The organism is Parasalinivibrio latis, from assembly GCF_036825535.1.
Lineage (GTDB): Bacteria > Pseudomonadota > Gammaproteobacteria > Enterobacterales > Vibrionaceae > Parasalinivibrio > Parasalinivibrio latis.
The window spans coordinates 1,574,108-1,593,158 of the sequence record NZ_CP098812.1; the positions used below are offsets into that span (position 1 = coordinate 1,574,108).

A 19,051-nucleotide genomic window follows, 5' to 3' on the forward strand; every position below is an offset into this window, starting at 1 on the left:
CTTCAATAAAACCACATTTTAGTTCACAAAAAAAGCATCTTGTATTCATGAAGACACCGCTGAGTGGTCGGATTTTCTTGGAAGGTGGAAATCGTGGAGCCATGTCAAATGAACTGCACGTAAATGTTTCAGGTTACAAAAGGTATTTCGTTTTGATGATAACCACTAAGCTGTTTAAATAGAGCATATTGCCAGAGGGCGGACTGCGCCCGTGAAATTATTCAGTGACTCTTGTATGAAAACACTATTTGCACACCGTGGGATGTCCTCTCTTGCCCCCGAGAACACGCTTGCAGCTTTCAGCCGTTGCAAGGAAAACGGCATACAGTGGGTTGAATGTGATGTTGATGTTCTGGCTGACGGGACAGTCGTTATTTCCCACGACGATACGCTGGATCGATGCACTGACCAGAGCGGAAGCCTTTATGACTTGTCCAAGGCCGATTTGAAAGGGATCGATGCAGGCAGTTGGTTCCACGATGATTTTATCGGAGAGCCTATTCCAACCTTTGCACAGTTTATTGATCTGGTTAACCGTCATAAATTGAATGTGAATGTGGAAATTAAATCCTGTACATCTGGCTGGCAGAATACGCTGTGTCTTATTGAAGGGGTAATAAGCGGTCTCGAAGATCTAAACCCAGAGTGTGAACTGATCGTCTCCAGTTTCAACCATCTTGCACTTGCAGAGTTCAAACGCCGTCGCCCACAAACGACGGTCGCCTGCCTGTTTGAGGCCTGCAATTTGTGGGATGACGCTGAGTCTGTTCTTGAGGGATGTGGTGCTGACTGTATCCATCCGTGCAACGATGGGCTGACCAAAGAAACGGTGAAGAGGTTTAAGCAGGCAGGGTATAAGGTAAACGTCTATACCGTGAATGATCTGGCACGTGCCAATCAGCTGTTTAACTGGGGAGTTGATGGTGTGTTTACAGACATTGCCCACCGGTTTCCGTCAAAATACAAACAGACCTGGTAGCAAAAAACAACGGTACAACGCAACAGGTAAAAAGCCTCTGTCTTTATGGACAGAGGCTTTCACAAGGCGAATTTACTTCAGGCCCATGCAGTTGGCATAGTAAGTTACCGTCGCCGGCCAGTCTGAAAATATCCCTTTGATACCAACATCTTTCGCCAGCACGTCGAGCAGTTCAAACATCACGCCATCGCTGTCGGTGACATCTTTAATTGACTGATAGTACCAGCCGCCACCGCTTTTGAGCGGGCCAGATCGCTCGAGGGTCCAGGTAATGACATTCAGCCCCGCATCCTTGGCTTTTTCCGCATAGGCGGACGGAACGATCTTCCCGTCTTTTATAGTCACTAACATCCACATTGGCGGGGCGATGTAATTTACACCTATATCAGCGAGTTCTTTCATTGATGGCTTGAACGTTGCTGCATTGTTGGAATCAAACCCTTCTACGTTGTAGCGATCATCCAGATAGACCGCTTGCTTGCCGAATTCGGGTTCATTTTTAGTCCAGTAAAGGACATCTTCCAGGTTAAATGACTGAGCATAGACATCCGAGGCAGGAATGCCTGCGGCTTTGTATTCGTCAATCATCTTCTGAGCGTAATCTTGCTGGCTGAAACCATTGAATGGCATTTCAACAGAAGGAGATTTCAGCTCTGGTGTAAACTTAGCGCCCAATGATTTAAACAATTCAATAGATTCTGCATGGGTCATTAAGGTACCGGTTTCTGCAGAATAAAGGTCAGTGCGCCAACCGGCTGTACCATCCAGGTATTGATCAACCGTTTTTGCGTTTGTATTGGCTGCATCCATTTTTCCTTGCAGGGTACGAAACTCCGCAAGAGTGATATCTGATGTACGGCATTCTGCGGATGCTTTCCTGTCGCCGTCTGCAGGTTGAAAGCCTTTGGTACACTTCTCTGCCAGTGGGGACACCAGAATATTGGTGGTTGTATGCAGGTCATTTTGAGCATGACGACAGACCAGTTCCTTGTCTTTGGTAAACGTCACGTCACATTCGAGGATGCCAGCTCCCATTCTGGCTGCGGCTTTGTTGGATTCAACAGTATGTTCTGGGAACTGCATCGGAGCACCACGGTGACCAATAGAAAAGTCAGTTTGCTTGAATTCCATCGATGCACAGGAAAGTAATTTTTCCTTTAGAGAACTCTCCGCCATACGGTCTATGAGGTAATAAGGACGGGGACCGACTTCAACGTCTGCCGCAACTGCAGGCATGGCGTATAATGCACCCAAAAACAGAGGTGCCAGATATAGAGTTTTTTTCATTTTGCTACTTCCATTGTCTGAAAAACGCCAATATAGAGTGATTTATATTGCAGATTGACGATGGTTACATTTCCGTTTAGAGAAAAAATTACACAGCTTTAAAAAGAGTGATGCGCCAGTAGCATATCTGATCCAAGGTTACCGTAACTTAGGTATATCGTCTGGGAATACTGGTGCAGTTGTCCTAGAGTAGTCTTATAAACAACGCATTGGACAGGGAGGTTTAGGATTATGTCAAAGCAGTTTACTAATATTTCAGATCGTCATATTGCATTTATTGAACAACAGAAAATATTTTTTGTGGCAACTGCAGCGCCGGAAGGCCGGGTGAATGTTTCGCCCAAAGGCATGGATTCGCTTAAAGTTCTTGGAGCAAACAAGGTAATTTGGTTGAACTATACAGGCAGTGGTAATGAAACCGCAGCACATTTACTGGAATCGCCGCGGATGACACTTATGTTTTGTGCCTTTGAAGGTTCTCCGGAAATCGTGCGTCTTTATGGTACAGCGACAGTATTACATTGTGATGATGAAAAATGGGAAGACTATATTAACCAGTTCGAAGATCCGGCTGGTGCACGCCAGATATTTTTGTTGGATGTGGATCTTGTCCAATCATCCTGTGGAATGTCAGTTCCATTATATGATTACGTACAGGAAAGAAATGATCTTAAGAAATGGCATCACAAGAAAACCAGTGATGAATTGAGAGAATATTGGAAAAAGAAAAACAGTGTCAGCATTGATGGTAAAGAAACGCGCATTACTGAGTTGACCAATAAAAAGTAAAACCCCGCTTTCTGGAGCGGGTATTACATGCCCGCTCACTTTCACACCCGATCCTCGCTACCACAACAATAAATGGCCTTTGTCCTGAAAGATATGCCCAATACGGTATTAAGATCTTTTAGGTATACCCATAAAGATCCTTTTATGATCTTAAATAATGATCACCTGAATATCCTGTCAGGAAAATAATTCCTCATAAGAGGGAAATTTTCTGCTTAAATTATTTGTGAGCGACATAAATAAGTGAGAATAAATTTCAAACAATATGTGGTGTTAAATTAGTCACTATGCTAGGTTATTAATAAATCAAATGTGACACAACTGTCTCATTATAGAGAATCAGTGAGTTGCCCACTGGTTTGACTGATACTTAATCGTACATGGAAGACGTATGTTTACTGAAAACTTAGATAATATCGTCACCACACTGGTACCTGTGTTAAAGCAGTTTTGTAGGGGTGAATGTACTATTGCCGTTGGAGGTTCTCATGCACACCAACAAGCTGACAGCTTCTCAGACTTAAACATTTATATCTTCACAGATGAAGTCATTTGTAATGACGCCAGAAGTGAGTTGCTGTCGAGTCAGATAGATGGGGTGGATACGGTTATTTCCTGGGGGGATGAATCAGAGCTGACCCAGGCTGGGACTGATTTTATCTACAATGGAACTCAAATTGAGTGTTGGATACGTTCTACCAAGTGTATCGAAGACAGTATAAAAGCATGCTGTGAAGGGAAGGTAGACAAAGACGTCGTGAGTTGGTCTACAAAGGGATATTACAGTTTTGGGATCCTTTCTGATCTCCCCAAGTTGATCCCAATCTATGATCCTCAAAATATCCTTACCCACTGGAAAGATGATACGCGAAATTACCCGGATGCCTTGCGCGAAAATATCACGTCACAATATCTTTCTGTGGCAGAGTGTTGTGCAGAAAACCCGCAGTATATTGCTGCGATTGAGAGAAATGATGTTATGTATGCTATTGGTGTGGTTCACCAGGCCGTACATAGTCTTATTCAAGTGGTTTTTGCAAAGAACCGGTGTTATTTCCCTGGGGATAAAAGGATCCTTTCCAATTTGAATCGATTAGCCTGCAAGCCAGAAGCATTTGAAGAGCGTATTCGTAACTTGATTTGGCCTAATGCTGAGTTTTCAAAGGAATCTCTTTTTGCTCAGAGAGAAGAACTTTTACGTTTAGTGAAAGAAACAAAAGCTATCGGCTGATAAAAAATCCCATTTCACCAAGACTTAGCTCAGCACCCACTGACTACATAAGACACTAAGGCGTCTCCTTTGGCGTTGTTTCTAGGTGTTGCATACCTTATATAGCAATTTGTGGCTTTTATATCATCAGCATTTTCAGCATAAGCGTTATGTGCAATGACGTGGATTCCTTTCTTATTTTCAGGAGGGTACGGAGCTACCCACAAGACATCGCGATTTGGGGCCGGCTCATTACGAGTGTGCACTAACCAGAAATCTTTAATATCAATACTCATGGCTTCAAAGATTTCCGGAATGCCGTCCAGTGTAAGATCGTTGTAGCTACAATCACTGTTGAGTGAAATATCCCAGTCACCTGAATAAACTGCTCCCCAATGAATAGATGCTCCTTCTACCACAGAGTAATTTTGAGTCCCGCAAATACTTAGTTTATCTTTCAATTGATAAAGTGTTGCCGCTTCCTGCATTGAACCGGCAATGGCTTTTACTGCTGATTTTTTAGCATCAGATGAAAAATTGAGGAACTTTGGTGCAGCTGTCACCGAAAGGATCCCAAGAATAACAATGACAACAACAAGCTCAATGAGGGTGAAACCCTGTTTGTGGATTTTGGGCATACTTTCCATAGTAACCACTACCTGTAGTCCAAATGACACACCATTATTGATTTGTGTGTTAATAGATGCAATATGCGACTGATTTGTATGGGATGGATTTTTCAATATTAGTGGCTTGGGTATCGCTATTATTTTGAAAATAAAAAAGCCAACCCGAAGGTTGGCTGATTTTAATTAATCAGGTTTGGTTAGCGACTGAACTCGAGACGTTGTGAGTAACGTTGTTCAGCGTGGTTCCCGTTTTCAAAAGCAATTTCACCGTTTACCAGTGTCATTTCTACGCTGGTTCCGAATGTGTAACCTTCGAAAGGAGACCAGTTGCATTGATAGAACATGTTATCCTTGCTAACGGTATGGGGCTTGTTCATATCAACCAGTACCAGGTCAGCCCAGTAACCTTCGCGAATAAAGCCTCGATCTTTCACTTGGTAGCGAACCGCCGGGGCATGTGCGGTCTTTTGTACCACCAAACCGAGGTCGAATTCACCGCGGTGATAAAATTCAAGTGCAGATTGCAGGGCGTGTTGAACCAATGGTACTCCTGATGGGGCATTGAAGTAGGTACCCTGTTTTTCATCCCAGGTATGAGGGGCATGGTCGGTTGCGATGATGTCGATAACGCCATCTTTCACCGCCTGAACCAGAGCATCCTGGTGCCATTTGTCTTTGACAGAAGGGTTGCATTTGATCTGGGAGCCCAGTGTTTCGTAATCATCGCGGTTGAAGAACAGGTGGTGAACACACACCTCTGCCGTGATCTGTTTGCTCGCCAGCTCTTCAAGGGTCTTGGCAGGTTCAAACTGATAAAGTTCGTCTGCGGTCGTCAGGTGCAACACATGCAGGCGGGTACCATGCTCTTTGGCAAGGTTTACTGCCAGTTGAGAAGATTTCAGGCAGGCCTCTGCAGAACGAATACGTGCGTGTTCGTGCATTGGAACGTCTTCACCATAACGTTCCTTGTAGATGGCTTCCAGTTCACTGATCATCGGCGTATCTTCGCAGTGAGTAGCAATGAGCACCGGGCTGTCTGCAAAAATGGAAGCCAGGGTTTCCGGGTTATTAACCAGCATGTTGCCGGTAGAGGCTCCCATGAAGACCTTTACGCCACAAGCCTGGTTGGGATCTAACCGGCGAATCTCATCGATATTGTCATTGGTTGCACCAAGATAGAACGCGTAATTGGCGAAACTGCTTTTTGCTGCTCGTTCGTACTTTTCTTCGAGTGCTTCAAGGGTGGTTGTTTGAGGGTTTACATTTGGCATTTCCATATAGGTGGTAATGCCGCCGGCTACAGCTGATTTTGATTCTGAGGCGATAGTGCCCTTAGTAGGGAAGCCGGGCTCACGGAAATGAACTTGATCATCAATCATACCGGGTAACAGGTGTTTGCCCGTCGCATCAATGACTCGTGCATCAGCAGGTGCATCGATACCTGTGCTGATTTTCTCAATACGGCCATTGCTAACCAGTACATCGGTTAGTTCGATATTGTTTTCATTTACGATTGTTGCATTTTTAAACAACAGAGTGGTCATGTTCACTTCCTTTTGTCGCGAAAACGCAGGCACTTTGGAGAGAGAAAGTACCCGAAAGCCTGCTGCCAGTTCGGTTTACAGGCTGTACGGCGCTATAGTCTAGCGTAAACGATTGCACGGGTCACCAGATGTAAAAAAACGGTGGCTAAAAAGCCACCGCTGTCTTTGTAACGACTTGTTAAATTGACTAAAGGGTAAACCGGTGAACGAGGTCATTTTGAATATGAGCCTGCTCATCAATAACATGCCCGGTGTTTGCTACTTCCTCCATAGACTGGTAACTCTCTTCAGTCAGATGGCTGATATCTTCAATGTTCTTGGATATCTCCATCGATACTTTTCGCTGTTCGTCTGCAGCCTGGGCAATTTGGCTGCTCATATCGCTGATCAACAGGATTGCCGCCTCAATTTCTTCCATTGCACTGTTGGCATCCGACGCGAGGATGATGCTGGCTTCCATTTCCTGGACGCAGTCCTGCATGACACTCATGGCTGATGTCGAGCTTTCCTGAAGGCGGGCGATCATTGATTCAATTTCAGCGGTTGAATCAGTTGTCCGCTTTGCCAATACGCGGACTTCATCAGCCACAACAGCGAAGCCGCGTCCTTGCTCACCTGCCCGCGCTGCTTCTATGGCTGCGTTAAGGGCAAGGAGGTTGGTTTGGTCGGCAATATTACGGATAACGTCCAGGATTGACCCGATGTTAAGGCTCATATCCTTCAATGATCTTACTGCTTCCTCTGACTCATTTAGACGATTTGACAGCTCATGTGAAGTGCTGATATTCCGGCTCATAACGTCACGGCCGCGTGCGGCAGAGTCACTGACATCGTGGACATGCTGAAGGGTACTTTGTGCGCTGGAGAAAACGGCTTCGGCGGAGTGATCCATTTCTGTCATTGCGGCTGCAACTGTCGTGGTTTGGTTACGCTGTAAGTTGAGTTTCTCTTTTGCGGACTGTGTTGCTGCCTGGTTTTCTTCTGCAATCTGGGCCTGTTGTTCCGCACCGTCCTGAATTTTACGGAGAACTCCCTGAAGTTGATCCGCCAGTGTATTGATGTGGCCGCTCAATTCACCAAATTCATCGTGCTGGATGATTTCAATGCGTTTAGTCATATTCCCGGAAGCCAGGCTTTCCAGAGAGGACATCATGTAACTGGTAGGGCGTCGGACCGAGCGTGAAAGGTGCCACCCGATAAAGATGACCAGAGCCGTTACAGCAGCACCCAGCAGCAAGGTTCTGTAGATACCCTGACGGTATTCTTCTGACGCTTGATGGATGGCAGCGTTCATCTGCTGCTGTGCGAGTTCCCGAAACTCTGCCAGTGTCGCCATTGTATGGTCCACTTGTAGAGACAAATTAGTGATATTGGTATTGAGGGCAGAAGAAGCGAGTACGAATTCCTGGTGTTTATCCAGAACCCCGCCTTTTTTACCTACGTCGGTAATAAACTGGGATACCAGAGGATCAAAACGTTCTTTCAACGCAGGCATCTGGTTGGTGATACCGCGGTATGCATAATTCAGGTGAGTAACACTTTTGTTGTTCCCGGACACTGCTTTTTCAATTTCAGTCAAATCACGGGTTGCCAGGGCATCTGAGGTAATACGCTCGGCATCTGCCAGTTTTACAAAGTAGCTCTTGGATAAGACCTTCGCGGTAGTATTTCCCTGGCTGTTTATCATCTCCTTCATACCAGTATTAAGTTCAGTGAACAGTGCCTGGTAGCGTCGAACATACTGTTGTAATTCAGCTTCGGCATGGTGGAGTTTTTCAACATTGCGAATGGCTTGAGCAGCTTCAGAAAAGTAAACGTCCTCCTGCACCTGCAATGAGGTTAACTGGTTTTTTAGTTGGGGATAGCTGTCGGCAAATACACTCAGTGCTTGAAATGCCGAATCAAATGCCTCTTTGGCAGCAGCAAAGCGCTCTTCAACATCAACTGTCCCACCGGAGTTATCCGTTGCCAGATAATCCTTGAAAACCTTGTCAGCTTCCAAAAGGCTGACGCTTACCTCGTTGGAAAGTGTCACAAGGGGAACACTTTCTCCGGTAACCCTTTCCAATTGATGATGGATACTTCCTGCACCATCAAGGGTTAACAGATTTGATGCGACAAAGGCGAGAATGAGAACGCTGAATCCCGCATACATCTGGCGAACGACGGAACGCTGTTTTACTTTCATATCAATAATCCACCAAAAACCATTTCACTTTTCTCTCCGGCAGGGCAGTTATGCGTCGTGGAAATGGATAGAAGAGGTTTCAAACCTGCTGGTTATAAGAACTACGCGACGCGAAAAAAGTCCTAGTGACTGTATCGTCATTACATCGCCAAGTTGAACCTTTTGGCGCGACAACAGGCTGAAACTTTGAGTTGAAACGCAAACTTTTCATTACGTTATGAGAGACTTCACGAATTAAACAAAACGGTGTTCATATTGCTCAGAGTGTCAGTTTCAAGCATACTGATAGCTCACATGTATCATTACTGGTTTCGTCAGGAGTTGTCTGTGTCGGTAGAGACCATTTTCAGCAAAATCATAAACCGCGAAGTCCCTGCCGATATTGTCTACCAAGATGATTTGGTAACAGCATTTCGCGATATAAACCCGCGAGCACCCAGCCATATTCTGATTGTGCCGAATCGTTATATCCCGACAGTCAACGATGCAACAGACAGTGATGAAGCCGCATTCGGCAGGATGTTTACCGTGGCCCGTAACATTGCCGAGAGTGAAGGTATAAGCGAAAGTGGGTACCGCCTGATCGTGAACTGCAATAAGCATGGTGGACAGGAGGTTTACCATATCCACATGCACTTAGTTGGCGGGAAACCACTGGGACCAATACTGGTTGGTTGATGTGACGCCTGTCTCTTCGCTCCTAAACTAATATGATGACGAAACAATGCCGCTTGACACTGGTTTTTATTGCCAGTGTTTTTGTTACCGCCTGCAGCAATCTCTCTGCTTACAGCCTTTTCAGTCATTATTCCCAAATGACAGCAGAATCCAGAGCCAGCCTTGTTAGCGGGGCTTACCAAAACGCTTTGACGCAACTACCAGAAGACGACGGCAATCCATTACTGTTTGATCTGGAGCAGGGGCGTCTTGCTATGTTGGCCGGGGATGTACAACAAAGCTTTGATGCTTTCCAATCTGCCGATGAAAAAGCCCGCAGGCTGGATAGTAACCCGGATATCCAAATTTCCGAGCTGTTGAATACTGTCGGTTCAGCGTTAACCAACGATAATATGCTTACGTATTACCCGTCTGACTACGAATCTGGCTTTTTACATCTGTACCTTGCGTTGGGATATCTACAAAAAAATGACCTTCAAGGCGCATTGGTAGAGATACGCAGGGCTGAAGGGATTCAGGACAGAGCCCGCAAAACCCGGGAGAGTATGCTCAGGCATGCCGAGACCCTGGCCAGGGAAAACCGAATTGAAGAAAATGTTGGCGCGGTGCTGTCACGCTATCCCGATGCCGGAAAACATATCCAGGCAATACAAAACGGTTATCTCTATTTCCTCTCTGGCATACTCTATGAATCAACCGGAGACTACAATAACGCCTACATAGACTATGGGCGTGCACTTGCTATTGCACCTGAAAGTAAGATGTTAGCGCAGTCGACCATGCGCATCGCCGCTTTGCAGGGGAGATCCGGTGCGCTTAAAAAGCTAGAAAAACGCTACGGTAAATATCAGCCGGCCAATAAAGGAAATGGAAGACTGGTCATTCTCTCTGAGCAGGGAGTGGTTGAAGCCAAACGGGGATGGGACCTGAATGTCTGGTTACCCGATGGCAGCGGGTACCTGAACAGTTATAACCTGGCAATGCCGTACTATGCCAATCGTCAGGTGAATACGCCGATGCCCATAACAATTAATGGCCAGGTTAAAAACCTCGACCAAATTGCGGACATTAATTTGATGGCCAGGCAGGCTTTGTCAGAGAAACTTCCTGTGTTAATCATCCGGCAGATTATCCGGGTAATTGCGAAAAATGAATTTCGGCGAGCACTTGAAGACAAAGATCAAAATGTGGGAAATTTTATCGGCAATGTACTCAATACGTTAACAGAGCAGCCTGATACGCGGGCTTGGTTCGCACTGCCGGAGTCTGTTGCAATTTACTCGGGATTTTTTAGGCCTCAAAGTCTTATAATTCGAGCAGGAAATTCTGAAATAACTGCTGAATTAAAGAAAGGCCATACGACAATTGTCTGGCTCTCCCGCCAGGGAGACAGCGTAGTACATTGGTCAAGAACCATAGGAGGTCTCTAGTGAGACTGTTTGCATTTGTTGCCGCCATTATCTTGCTGGGTGGCTGTGCGCAAAATACTGCCGGCATCAGCATTGAGAGCAGGAGCCAGCATGTTGTTCTTGCTGATCATGGCTTGGCTTTGACACTCGAGTTTGGTGCTGCTGAATCAATGTCAGTGAATGAGCACCTCAAGGCGATGGTCAGTGTGACCAGCAAAGTCGCCAGTACACAGACGCTGGTATACCGTTTCTATTGGTACAATGACCAGGGTCTGGAAGTGAATGTAAGAAAAGAGCCGTGGCGTCATGTGACGTTGACCGGTTATGACTCAACGACGCTTGAAGCAATGTCAGTAAGCCCGGATGCAGTAAACTACCGGGTAGTGGTGAAATCACAGAATTAATATAGGTTGATTGATGAATAAAGGTATTTGGGCGCTTGTGGGACTGGCTTTGGTACTGGGTGGATGTACTAACCAGGTACGTTATGGCGATGCTGAAGGAATTGAAACTACTACGATTGAATTTGGTTCCTCAGATTTACAGAAAATTGCCAGTGATATGACAGACAGTATGCTGTCGTCCCCAGCGGTTGCATCCTTGACCAAGGGGGAACGCCCGATAGTTTTTGTTGAATCAATTAAAAATAAAACCGCTGAGCATATTGATACAGAGTCTATTACTGACACCATCAGTACACGCCTTCTGAATTCCGGGGAGTTCAGGTTTGTTGATATGGGAAGGGTGGAAGCTGTTCGTAAGCAACTGGATTTCCAGAACAACGACCAACTGGTTAACCCGGCAACAGCTATCCAATTTGGACGTATGGTCGGTGCGCAATATATGCTCTATGGTAACCTTGCCAGTATCGTAAAGCGTGACGGCAATGATAAAGACGTCTATTACAAAATGACAATGCGACTGATGGATTTGCAAACCGGTTTGATTGAGTGGGCAGATGAGAGCCAAATCCGTAAGGAAGAATCCCGTGCGTTGATCGGTTGGTAAACCCTGGCAATAAGCAAAGTGTACGAACAACCTCTCTTACCCGACGATTTGGCATGCCGGATCGTCGCGGTTTCCCCCCTGAGCGGAGGGTTATCCAATCGCTGCTGGAAACTGACAGACTCAAATGGAAAGCATTTGGTGTGGCGGCCGGTTTCGATTGCATCAGACATTTTTGGTGTATGCCGGCAACAGGAATTGGCTGCACAAACCATTGCAGCGAAAGCGGGATTGTCCCCGGCTCCTGTTGCGCTTTATGAGCAAGGGCTGCTTGTAGACTTTGCAGATGGCGAGGTTTGTGAGCCGGATAGCCTGAGTCAGGAAGAAGTGTTAACACTTCTTGGTAAGGTTCACAATTTATGTCTTCCTCCCTTCGTTTTTAACCTGAAGTCACGATGCCTGCATTATTGGAATCACTTGCCAGAAAGCGTTAAAAGTCGAAAGCTAAAACGATTGCATAACCAAATGCAAAATGCGGTGTTACCTAAGTCCTCTTTTATCGCGTTGTGTCATCATGATTTTGGTTTTTACAACTTAATACGGGAGCCTGGAAATCATCTGAAGGTCATCGACTGGGAGTACTCATCAGCTGGTGATGCCTGCCTTGACGTGGTCCTCTGTGCCGTTGCTAATGGGTATGATGTTAAAGAAACAGTTGAAAAATATTGTCTTATACAGGGAGTGGCGGACAAAAAAGAGTGGATTGAAAGGGCACTAAAGTGGTTGCCGTTTGTCCAATATATGGGACTGCTTTGGTATCTTCTCGGGGATATGTTGTACAGTGGAACCCTGTATAAGGAACGGGCTTACGCTATGCTGGAGCAACTGCATAAAGGGTGAGCTATGCTTTAAGACGCCTCACAGCCCATAAAAAAATGGAGGCTTGGATGCACAAACGCCATTTTGTTCTTCTTGTTTTCTTATCTGGTTTTTTCCTCACTGCATGCAGCACGACCAAGCTTGCTTACAACAACTTTCCCTTGTGGGCACCATACTACATTGATGACTATGTGGATTTAGATCGTAAGCAGGAAAAACTGCTGGATATTCAGCTTACCCGGTTTATTGAGTGGCACCGTGTCAATGAACTGCCTGAACTCCAGATTTTATTGGCAATGGTTCAAAAGGACATCGAGGACAGTTCCTTGGACTACGGCCGTATCCAGGCATATCACAATCTTTCAAACCGGCGATTCGTAAATACGGTATATGGTTTTATCCCTACACTGGCAGCTGTTGTCCCTAAACTTTCAGATGAGCAGGCTAAAGAACTGAAGGGCATCGTAGACAAAAAAATCGAAAAGGCACTTCGGAAATCCCGTGAAGGCACATCAGAGCAGCAGCTGACCCGCCGGGCTGAAAAGCTTGAGGATGCTGCGGAGTATTGGGTTGGTAATATAAATGACAGGCAACGTAAACTGCTGCGTGAAATGGCAGGTTACCAGTTGGAAATGCGGCCGGTGTTCAATGAATTTCGAGCCCAAATCCTGACCCGTCTATATGCGATGATAGACAACCGGAGGTCCATAGATCTGGATGCTGAGTTAAAGCTGTTTGCACGAGATTTCATCTATTTTAATTATCCGGAAAAACAGTGGGATATCAGGTTGTTGCTTTCCCGTCGATTTGAGGTTCTGAACCGCTTGAACACAACGCTGACCGACAATCAAAAAGCCCATCTCATTGACCGTCTAACCGATATACAGGCGGAAATTCAGGGGTTACATGGCTTAAGCGGCATTGCGCATATACACGATTAAAAAATAACAGAAAAGTGGGCACTGTCACATTATTGTTCACAAGCGCCCTTATGTTTAGTGTTAGATTGAACGTGTAGTACAAGGATATTGAGGACACCAGAGTGATTATTTACCTTCACGGATTTGATTCCACAAGCCCAGGAAACCACGAAAAAGTACTTCAGCTCCAGTTTATCGATCCCGATGTCCGATTCATCAACTACAGCACTCTTCATCCCAAACACGACATGCAGCACCTGCTTAAAGAAGTCCATAAAGCAGTAGAATTGTCTGATGATCCTGCCCCATTAATTTGTGGTGTGGGTCTGGGAGGCTATTGGTCAGAGAGGATAGGGTTCCTTTGCGGCATTAAGCAAATGATTTTTAACCCAAACCTTCATCCAGAATGTAATATGGAAGGCAGGATTGACCGCCCGGAAGAGTATGAGGACATTGCAACCAAATGTGTTGAGAACTTCCGGACAAAAAATGCCGGTAACTGCGTTGTTGTGCTGTCCCGAAATGATGAGACGATGGATACGCGCAAAACAGCTGATGAACTTGGTGAGTTTTATAACGTGATATGGGACGAAGATCAGTCTCATAAATTTAAGAAGATCTCCCATCACCTTCAAACAATGAAAGCGTTTAAAAACGGGGAAGCCGTTTGACACTCGTTTAAACAGTGGGTGAACTTTGAAAACAGCCACATTTTAGTGGCTGTTTCTTTTATTGCTGTCGGGGTAAGTACAAACAGGCGCAAAGCCCGCCCAGTTCAGAGCGCGTGAGTGACAACCGGCCCTGATAAGCGGTAACAACATCGGTGACAATACTCAGGCCGAGGCCAGAACCCGGGGTATGTTCGTCAATACGCTTGCCTCTTTGCAAGGCTTGTTGGCACTCGTGCTCGGTCATGCCTGGGCCGTCATCTTCCACATAGACTTCCACCATGTTCTCGCTGGCTCTTGTATGGATCCACAACCCGTTTTGAGCCCACTTGAAAGCGTTTTCTATTAGGTTTCCAGCCATTTCATCAAAGTCTTTGGCATCAACTGCCACTTTTAATGTGGGGTCTGCTTCCAGGTTTACTGCCAATCCCCTTGTCTGGTAAAGCCGTTCGAAAGCAGAGGCTGCATTTTTACATTGCTGGTATGGAGAGCAAGATACACCCAGAATGCGGGCAGAGCCTGCAAGGCGAGCCCTGGCGAGCTGATATTCCACGTGCTGCCGCATTGTGTTGAGTTGGGACAGAAGCAGCGCTTTGTCTGGCTCGCTGTCAGCATCCAGGTCGTTTTGCATCACGCTGATTGGAGTTTTAAGTGCATGAGCCAAATTACCAGTATGTGTCCTGGCTCGCTCTAACAATGATCGGTAATGCGTCACCAGTGTGTTGATGTCATCAGTCAGTGGTGAAATCTCAGGGGGGTAGGTGCCTTTAAAATTTTCCTGTTTACCTTCCCGGATGCGGTCCAGTTCTTTTCGCAGTTGACTGAGGGGGGCCAAACCCCAGCTTAGCTGAAAGGCAAGTACCATTAACACCCCAAGCGTCATCAGGCCAAGGCCAATATAAATGCTGCCCCGAATGTTTTTAAGTGCCTTGTGCATGTTGGACAGCTGTACACCCACGCTCAGCCAGTAGGTTTCCTGGCTGCCGGGAAGTTTGATACGTTGCTGTATAACCAGTAACTGATCTTTTTGTGGACCCTTTGTTTCAGTGGTGACGATGCCATTAACCCGGGACAGATGATTGAAAGAAAGATCCTGGTCCCATAACGAGCGCGAGCGAAGGATAACCCGGCTGTTGCTTTGAACTTGCCAGTAATGACCTGAGTAGGGTTGTTGAAAACGGGGGTCAGAAAGTCGGTCGGACAGGATTGGTTGACGGCTGGTGGCATCGATATCCAGATTGGCGATTAGATCGTCAAGGCTGACGGTCATCTCATTAATCATTTCAGTTTGCAGGTACTTGACCACAAACCGTTCGATAGTTACGCCGGTAGCAACAAGCAGGAGCAAGCAACAGAGCCCGGCACCTAAAAGTAATCGCTTTCGAAGTGAAAGCATCAGGAACCCTCAGGAATACGGTAGCCAAGTCCCCGAACAGTTTCTATCAGATCACTGCCCAGTTTTTTGCGAATGCGCCCGATAAAGACTTCCACTGTGTTGGAGTCGCGATCGAAATCCTGCGCGTATATATGCTCAATCAGAGTGGATCGTGATACCACTTTACCTTTGTGGAGCATCAGGTAACCAAGCACTTTCAACTCATGAGCCGTCAGAGAGACAGACAGCCCGTCACAGGTAACCTGAGACGATGATATATCAAGCCGGATGTTACCTGCGGTGAGTACTGATGTGGCATGACCGGCAGCCCGGCGGACAAGTGCGTGTACTCTTGCTACCAGCTCGCCCATCTGAAAGGGTTTGGACAGGTAATCATCGGCACCGGCATTTAGCCCTTCGATACGTTCATGTAACTCTGCGCGGGCGGTCAGGATGATGACGGGAAAGGTTAAACCTGCTGAACGCCAGCGTTTAAGAACAGTAAGGCCATCAATTTTTGGCAAGCCCAAGTCCAACACTACAGCATCATATTGCTCAACAGTACCGGCAAAATGTGCTTGCTCACCGTCGTAAGCAGAATCTACCGTAAATCCCTGCTGGGTGAGTTGGTCGTGGAGCTGGCGCGCCAGTTGAGGTTCATCTTCAACAACCAGTATTTTCATTGTTCTGTTGATTTCCGGAAGTAATCGGCAAAAAACTTCTCCAGGTTATGGCCTTTGACTGAAAGGATTTCAAGGGTGCTAGCGTTAAGTTCCATTTTTACGACATTGCGCCGTTGATCCAGCATCCGGATTTCATAAATCCAGATGCCGTCTTCTTCTTCTACTTCAACTTTTACGATTTTTGCCTTTGGATTGAGTGAATTAAGCTTTTCAAGTAACTCATTATAAGGCCGAATTGCGCCATCATCGACTGCTGCTTTGACTTCATCCCAGTCTTCATCATATTTTAGATGCGGCGAAGCGCCTGCCAAGTTGGTTAGCAGGGTAAGGGATACAAACAGAATGGCAACGGTCATTTTTTTCATGATTACCAATCTACCCCAGCTAATCTGAACCGCCAATGAATGGGAAGTAAATATGAGAGTGCTACTGCTGATTTTGGGCTTGTTTTCTTCAACGTTGCTTTGGGCGCAAAACCACTATGCAGAGGAAGGCTCGCAGGCACAACGAAAAACAGTGCCGGAAATTGTGAGCAAAATGGTCAGCCTCGGATATCACGATATCAGTGAAGTGGAGTGGGATCATGATGAAGGTAAATTCGAGGCAGAAGCCAAAGATTCTGAGGGGGAACGTGTTGAGGTGGAATTCACGGATCTCGGTGAAATCATCAATATCGAGTATGAGTGAAATGGTGTAATAAAATTACATCCAAGTATATCATTGCGTAAAAAAACAACAATTGAGTATGGTTGGCATTCTCGGAAATTGATTGAGATCAAAGAAAAGGTATAATGGTCAGACCGAGAAAGTGAGGCGTGAATCCCGAAAATAGACCTGTGATGCAGAATTATTAATCAATACAAGCAACTTCGCTTAGTTTTTTACACAGTGTCTTTTAAGCATTCAACATTCCACAGCCTCAATAAGTCGCACAGATTTCGTAATAATTTTTCAGTCTTGTTTTGAAGGAAGTGATTGTGCTTAAGATCGTTGTAGTAGGTGGTGGTGCAGGCGGTTTAGAGCTTGCCACAAAACTGGGCCGTACCCTTGGCCGCAAACGTCGTGCAACTGTGACGCTGGTGGATCGTAAATCCAGCCACTTGTGGAAGCCGTTATTACATGAAGTGGCAACCGGTTCTCTGGATGAAGGTGTTGATGCCTTAAGTTACCGCGCGCATGCCCGTAACCATCATTTTGATTTCCAGTTGGGCAGCCTGTGCGGCATTGACCGCGACAAGAAAACAATCACGCTGGCAGCGATGGAAGATGAAGATGGTGATCTGCTGATGCCAGAGCGTGAAATCAGCTATGACATTTTGGTTATGGCGATTGGATCACGGTCAAATGACTTCAACACTGCCGGTGTCCGAGAGCATTGTATCTTCCTTGACAGCCCTGAGCAGGCAAACCGTTTCCGTAATGAAATGAACAATGCTTTCCTCAAGTTACACGCTTTGGGTGGTAAAGGGGAAGTTGAGATTGCCATCGTTGGTGGTGGTGCAACTGGTGTTGAGCTTTCTGCAGAGCTCCATAACGCCATTAAAGAACTGCACAACTACGGTTTTGGTGACCTTGACAGCAGCAAACTCAAAGTGACACTTGTTGAAGCCGGTGAGCGTATCCTTCCAGCGTTGCCTCCACGAATTTCCGGTGCTGCCCACCAGGAACTGGTTAAACTGGGCGTGAATGTACGTACCGGAACCATGATTGTTAAGGCTGATGAGCAAGGGCTTCACACCAAAGACGGTGATCTGATCCGGGCAAAAATTATGGTGTGGGCTGCTGGCATCAAAGCCCCTGATTTCCTCAAAGATTTCGGAGGCCTGGAAACCAACCGCATTAACCAGCTGGTGGTTAAGCCAACTCTGCAAACCACAAACGATGATGATATTTTCGTCATCGGTGACTGTGCATCCTGTGTTCAGGAAGACGGCTCTTTTGTTCCGCCTCGAGCACAGTCAGCACACCAGATGGCAAGCCGTTGTTTCAGCAACATCGTAGCCAAGATTACTGATCGTGAGATGAAGCCTTATATCTATAAGGATCACGGTTCTCTGGTATCGCTGAGCCGCTTCTCTACTGTAGGTAGCCTGATGGGTAACCTGACCCGAGGTTCAATGATGGTGGAAGGCCGGATCGCACGTATCGTGTATATCTCCCTGTACCGCCTGCACCAGATTGCGCTGCATGGTTATTTAAAGACTAGCCTGATTATGCTGGTGGGTCGCATAAACCGTGTATTGCGCCCGAACCTGAAATTGCACTGACAGATTCTGCTAAGAAAAAATCGACCCGGCGAATTTTGCCGGGTTTTTTATTGCTTGTTAATTAGAAGATCGTTTCTGAACGGTAGATGAATAAAGTTATCAGTAAGTGTTCAGACCGGGCGGGTGACAATTGGGTTTATCGAAAAGGAATAACAACAAGGTTCTCCAAATGGCTAAGAAAACCCTTCTGTCTCTGGCACTTATTGCATCAATGGCTCCTGCTCTGGCGCTGGCCGGGAACAACACTGATGGCAAACCGGTAGGTATCAACTTCAACGGCCCTGTAGAAGTGGATACTGTTGCTCAGCTGTTGGACAACGCTAACTTTTTCTCAGAGCGTAATACCATTGTTGAAGGCAAGCTGGTTAAACAGCTGACCAAAGACACCTTTATGTTCTCTGACGGCAGTGGTGCAGAGATTCGCGTAGAAATGGATGATGATATTTCCGTCCCTCAGGGTATTACTCCAACTACCAAGGTTCGCCTGTATGGAGATTACGAACTTGGTAATGCGCCTAAGATCGAAGTGGATCGTGTAGAAATTCTGAATTGATTGTTAGCCGGCATTCTTGCGTTCCCAGGAACCGGACAACCCAAGTAA

20 protein-coding genes are annotated in these 19,051 nt (G+C 46.2%); 13 read left to right on the plus strand and 7 right to left on the minus strand.

Features of this window, described 5'->3' with window-relative positions; translation table 11 throughout:
• Positions 1-235: 235 nt before the first annotated feature.
• Entirely contained in the window at positions 236-979 is a 744-nt protein-coding gene (locus NF212_RS07530) for a glycerophosphoryl diester phosphodiesterase (protein ID WP_434360263.1), read from the plus strand.
• Positions 980-1,051: 72 nt separating this feature from the next.
• Here NF212_RS07530 and NF212_RS07535 read toward each other — a convergent pair whose 3' ends face one another.
• Positions 1,052-2,266 (minus strand): glycerophosphodiester phosphodiesterase family protein, encoded by a 1,215-nt coding sequence (locus tag NF212_RS07535; RefSeq protein WP_434360265.1) that lies wholly within the window; start codon positions 2,264-2,266, stop codon positions 1,052-1,054.
• A 231-nt stretch (positions 2,267-2,497) separates the two neighbouring features.
• Between NF212_RS07535 and NF212_RS07540 the strand changes: the two genes are divergently transcribed.
• Positions 2,498-3,055 carry a pyridoxamine 5'-phosphate oxidase family protein gene (locus NF212_RS07540; protein ID WP_434360268.1) on the plus strand — a complete coding sequence of 186 codons (558 nt, stop codon included), beginning with the start codon at positions 2,498-2,500 and terminating at the stop codon, positions 3,053-3,055.
• Between the two features lie 391 nt (positions 3,056-3,446).
• Complete coding sequence (locus NF212_RS07545) at positions 3,447-4,286, plus strand: DUF4037 domain-containing protein (RefSeq protein ID WP_434360270.1); 840 nt, start codon at positions 3,447-3,449, stop codon at positions 4,284-4,286.
• 29 nt (positions 4,287-4,315) lie between these two features.
• On the opposite strand, the gene NF212_RS07550 is transcribed toward NF212_RS07545, so the two are convergent.
• The 3 genes from NF212_RS07550 to NF212_RS07560 all read right to left on the minus strand — a co-directional run bounded on the left by NF212_RS07550 (position 4,316) and on the right by NF212_RS07560 (position 8,626).
• On the minus strand, positions 4,316-4,912 hold the full coding sequence (locus NF212_RS07550; RefSeq protein ID WP_434360272.1) for a type II secretion system protein: 597 nt from the start codon (positions 4,910-4,912) through the stop codon (positions 4,316-4,318).
• A 179-nt stretch (positions 4,913-5,091) separates the two neighbouring features.
• Entirely contained in the window at positions 5,092-6,438 is a 1,347-nt protein-coding gene (locus NF212_RS07555; protein WP_434360274.1) for a dihydroorotase, read from the minus strand.
• A gap of 187 nt (positions 6,439-6,625) precedes the next feature.
• Positions 6,626-8,626 (minus strand): methyl-accepting chemotaxis protein, encoded by a 2,001-nt coding sequence (locus NF212_RS07560; RefSeq protein WP_434360276.1) that lies wholly within the window; start codon positions 8,624-8,626, stop codon positions 6,626-6,628.
• A 327-nt stretch (positions 8,627-8,953) separates the two neighbouring features.
• Here NF212_RS07560 and NF212_RS07565 point away from each other — a divergent pair, with 327 nt between their 5' ends.
• The 7 genes from NF212_RS07565 to ycfP all read left to right on the plus strand — a co-directional run bounded on the left by NF212_RS07565 (position 8,954) and on the right by ycfP (position 14,128).
• A complete protein-coding gene (locus NF212_RS07565) occupies positions 8,954-9,304 on the plus strand; it encodes an HIT domain-containing protein (protein ID WP_434360278.1) in 351 nt (116 codons plus the stop codon).
• 32 nt (positions 9,305-9,336) lie between these two features.
• The gene (locus tag NF212_RS07570) at positions 9,337-10,734 is read left to right on the plus strand and encodes a COG3014 family protein (RefSeq protein ID WP_434360280.1); all 1,398 of its coding nucleotides are present in this window, start codon (positions 9,337-9,339) and stop codon (positions 10,732-10,734) included.
• Positions 10,734-11,117 (plus strand): YcfL family protein, encoded by a 384-nt coding sequence (locus NF212_RS07575; protein WP_434360282.1) that lies wholly within the window; start codon positions 10,734-10,736, stop codon positions 11,115-11,117. Before NF212_RS07570 ends, NF212_RS07575 begins: the two co-directional genes overlap by 1 nt.
• 13 nt (positions 11,118-11,130) lie before the next feature.
• Entirely contained in the window at positions 11,131-11,721 is a 591-nt protein-coding gene (gene lpoB / locus NF212_RS07580; RefSeq protein WP_434360284.1) for a penicillin-binding protein activator LpoB, read from the plus strand.
• An 18-nt stretch (positions 11,722-11,739) separates the two neighbouring features.
• Positions 11,740-12,558 (plus strand): phosphotransferase, encoded by an 819-nt coding sequence (locus NF212_RS07585; RefSeq protein ID WP_434360286.1) that lies wholly within the window; start codon positions 11,740-11,742, stop codon positions 12,556-12,558.
• Between the two features lie 47 nt (positions 12,559-12,605).
• Positions 12,606-13,478, plus strand: a complete 873-nt coding sequence (locus tag NF212_RS07590) for a DUF6279 family lipoprotein (protein ID WP_434360288.1) — start codon at positions 12,606-12,608, stop codon at positions 13,476-13,478.
• A gap of 101 nt (positions 13,479-13,579) precedes the next feature.
• Positions 13,580-14,128, plus strand: a complete 549-nt coding sequence (ycfP, locus tag NF212_RS07595) for an alpha/beta hydrolase YcfP (RefSeq protein ID WP_434360290.1) — start codon at positions 13,580-13,582, stop codon at positions 14,126-14,128.
• A 58-nt stretch (positions 14,129-14,186) separates the two neighbouring features.
• Here ycfP and NF212_RS07600 read toward each other — a convergent pair whose 3' ends face one another.
• From NF212_RS07600 to NF212_RS07610, 3 genes are read right to left on the minus strand one after another with little or no spacing between them, the layout of a single operon-like run.
• Positions 14,187-15,521 carry an ATP-binding protein gene (locus NF212_RS07600; protein WP_434360292.1) on the minus strand — a complete coding sequence of 445 codons (1,335 nt, stop codon included), beginning with the start codon at positions 15,519-15,521 and terminating at the stop codon, positions 14,187-14,189.
• Complete coding sequence (locus tag NF212_RS07605) at positions 15,521-16,183, minus strand: response regulator transcription factor (RefSeq protein ID WP_434360294.1); 663 nt, start codon at positions 16,181-16,183, stop codon at positions 15,521-15,523. Before NF212_RS07605 ends, NF212_RS07600 begins: the two co-directional genes overlap by 1 nt.
• Positions 16,180-16,548, minus strand: a complete 369-nt coding sequence (locus NF212_RS07610; protein ID WP_434360296.1) for a PepSY domain-containing protein — start codon at positions 16,546-16,548, stop codon at positions 16,180-16,182. The genes NF212_RS07605 and NF212_RS07610 overlap by 4 nt, the downstream gene beginning before the upstream one ends.
• Positions 16,549-16,600: 52 nt before the next feature.
• Between NF212_RS07610 and NF212_RS07615 the strand changes: the two genes are divergently transcribed.
• The 3 genes from NF212_RS07615 to NF212_RS07625 all read left to right on the plus strand — a co-directional run bounded on the left by NF212_RS07615 (position 16,601) and on the right by NF212_RS07625 (position 19,003).
• Positions 16,601-16,870 carry a PepSY domain-containing protein gene (locus NF212_RS07615; protein ID WP_434360298.1) on the plus strand — a complete coding sequence of 90 codons (270 nt, stop codon included), beginning with the start codon at positions 16,601-16,603 and terminating at the stop codon, positions 16,868-16,870.
• Between the two features lie 290 nt (positions 16,871-17,160).
• Entirely contained in the window at positions 17,161-18,450 is a 1,290-nt protein-coding gene (locus NF212_RS07620) for an NAD(P)/FAD-dependent oxidoreductase (protein ID WP_434360300.1), read from the plus strand.
• 169 nt (positions 18,451-18,619) lie between these two features.
• Positions 18,620-19,003: a YgiW/YdeI family stress tolerance OB fold protein gene (locus NF212_RS07625; protein ID WP_434360302.1), complete on the plus strand. Its 384-nt coding sequence runs from the start codon at positions 18,620-18,622 to the stop codon at positions 19,001-19,003.
• Positions 19,004-19,051: the final 48 nt, after the last annotated feature.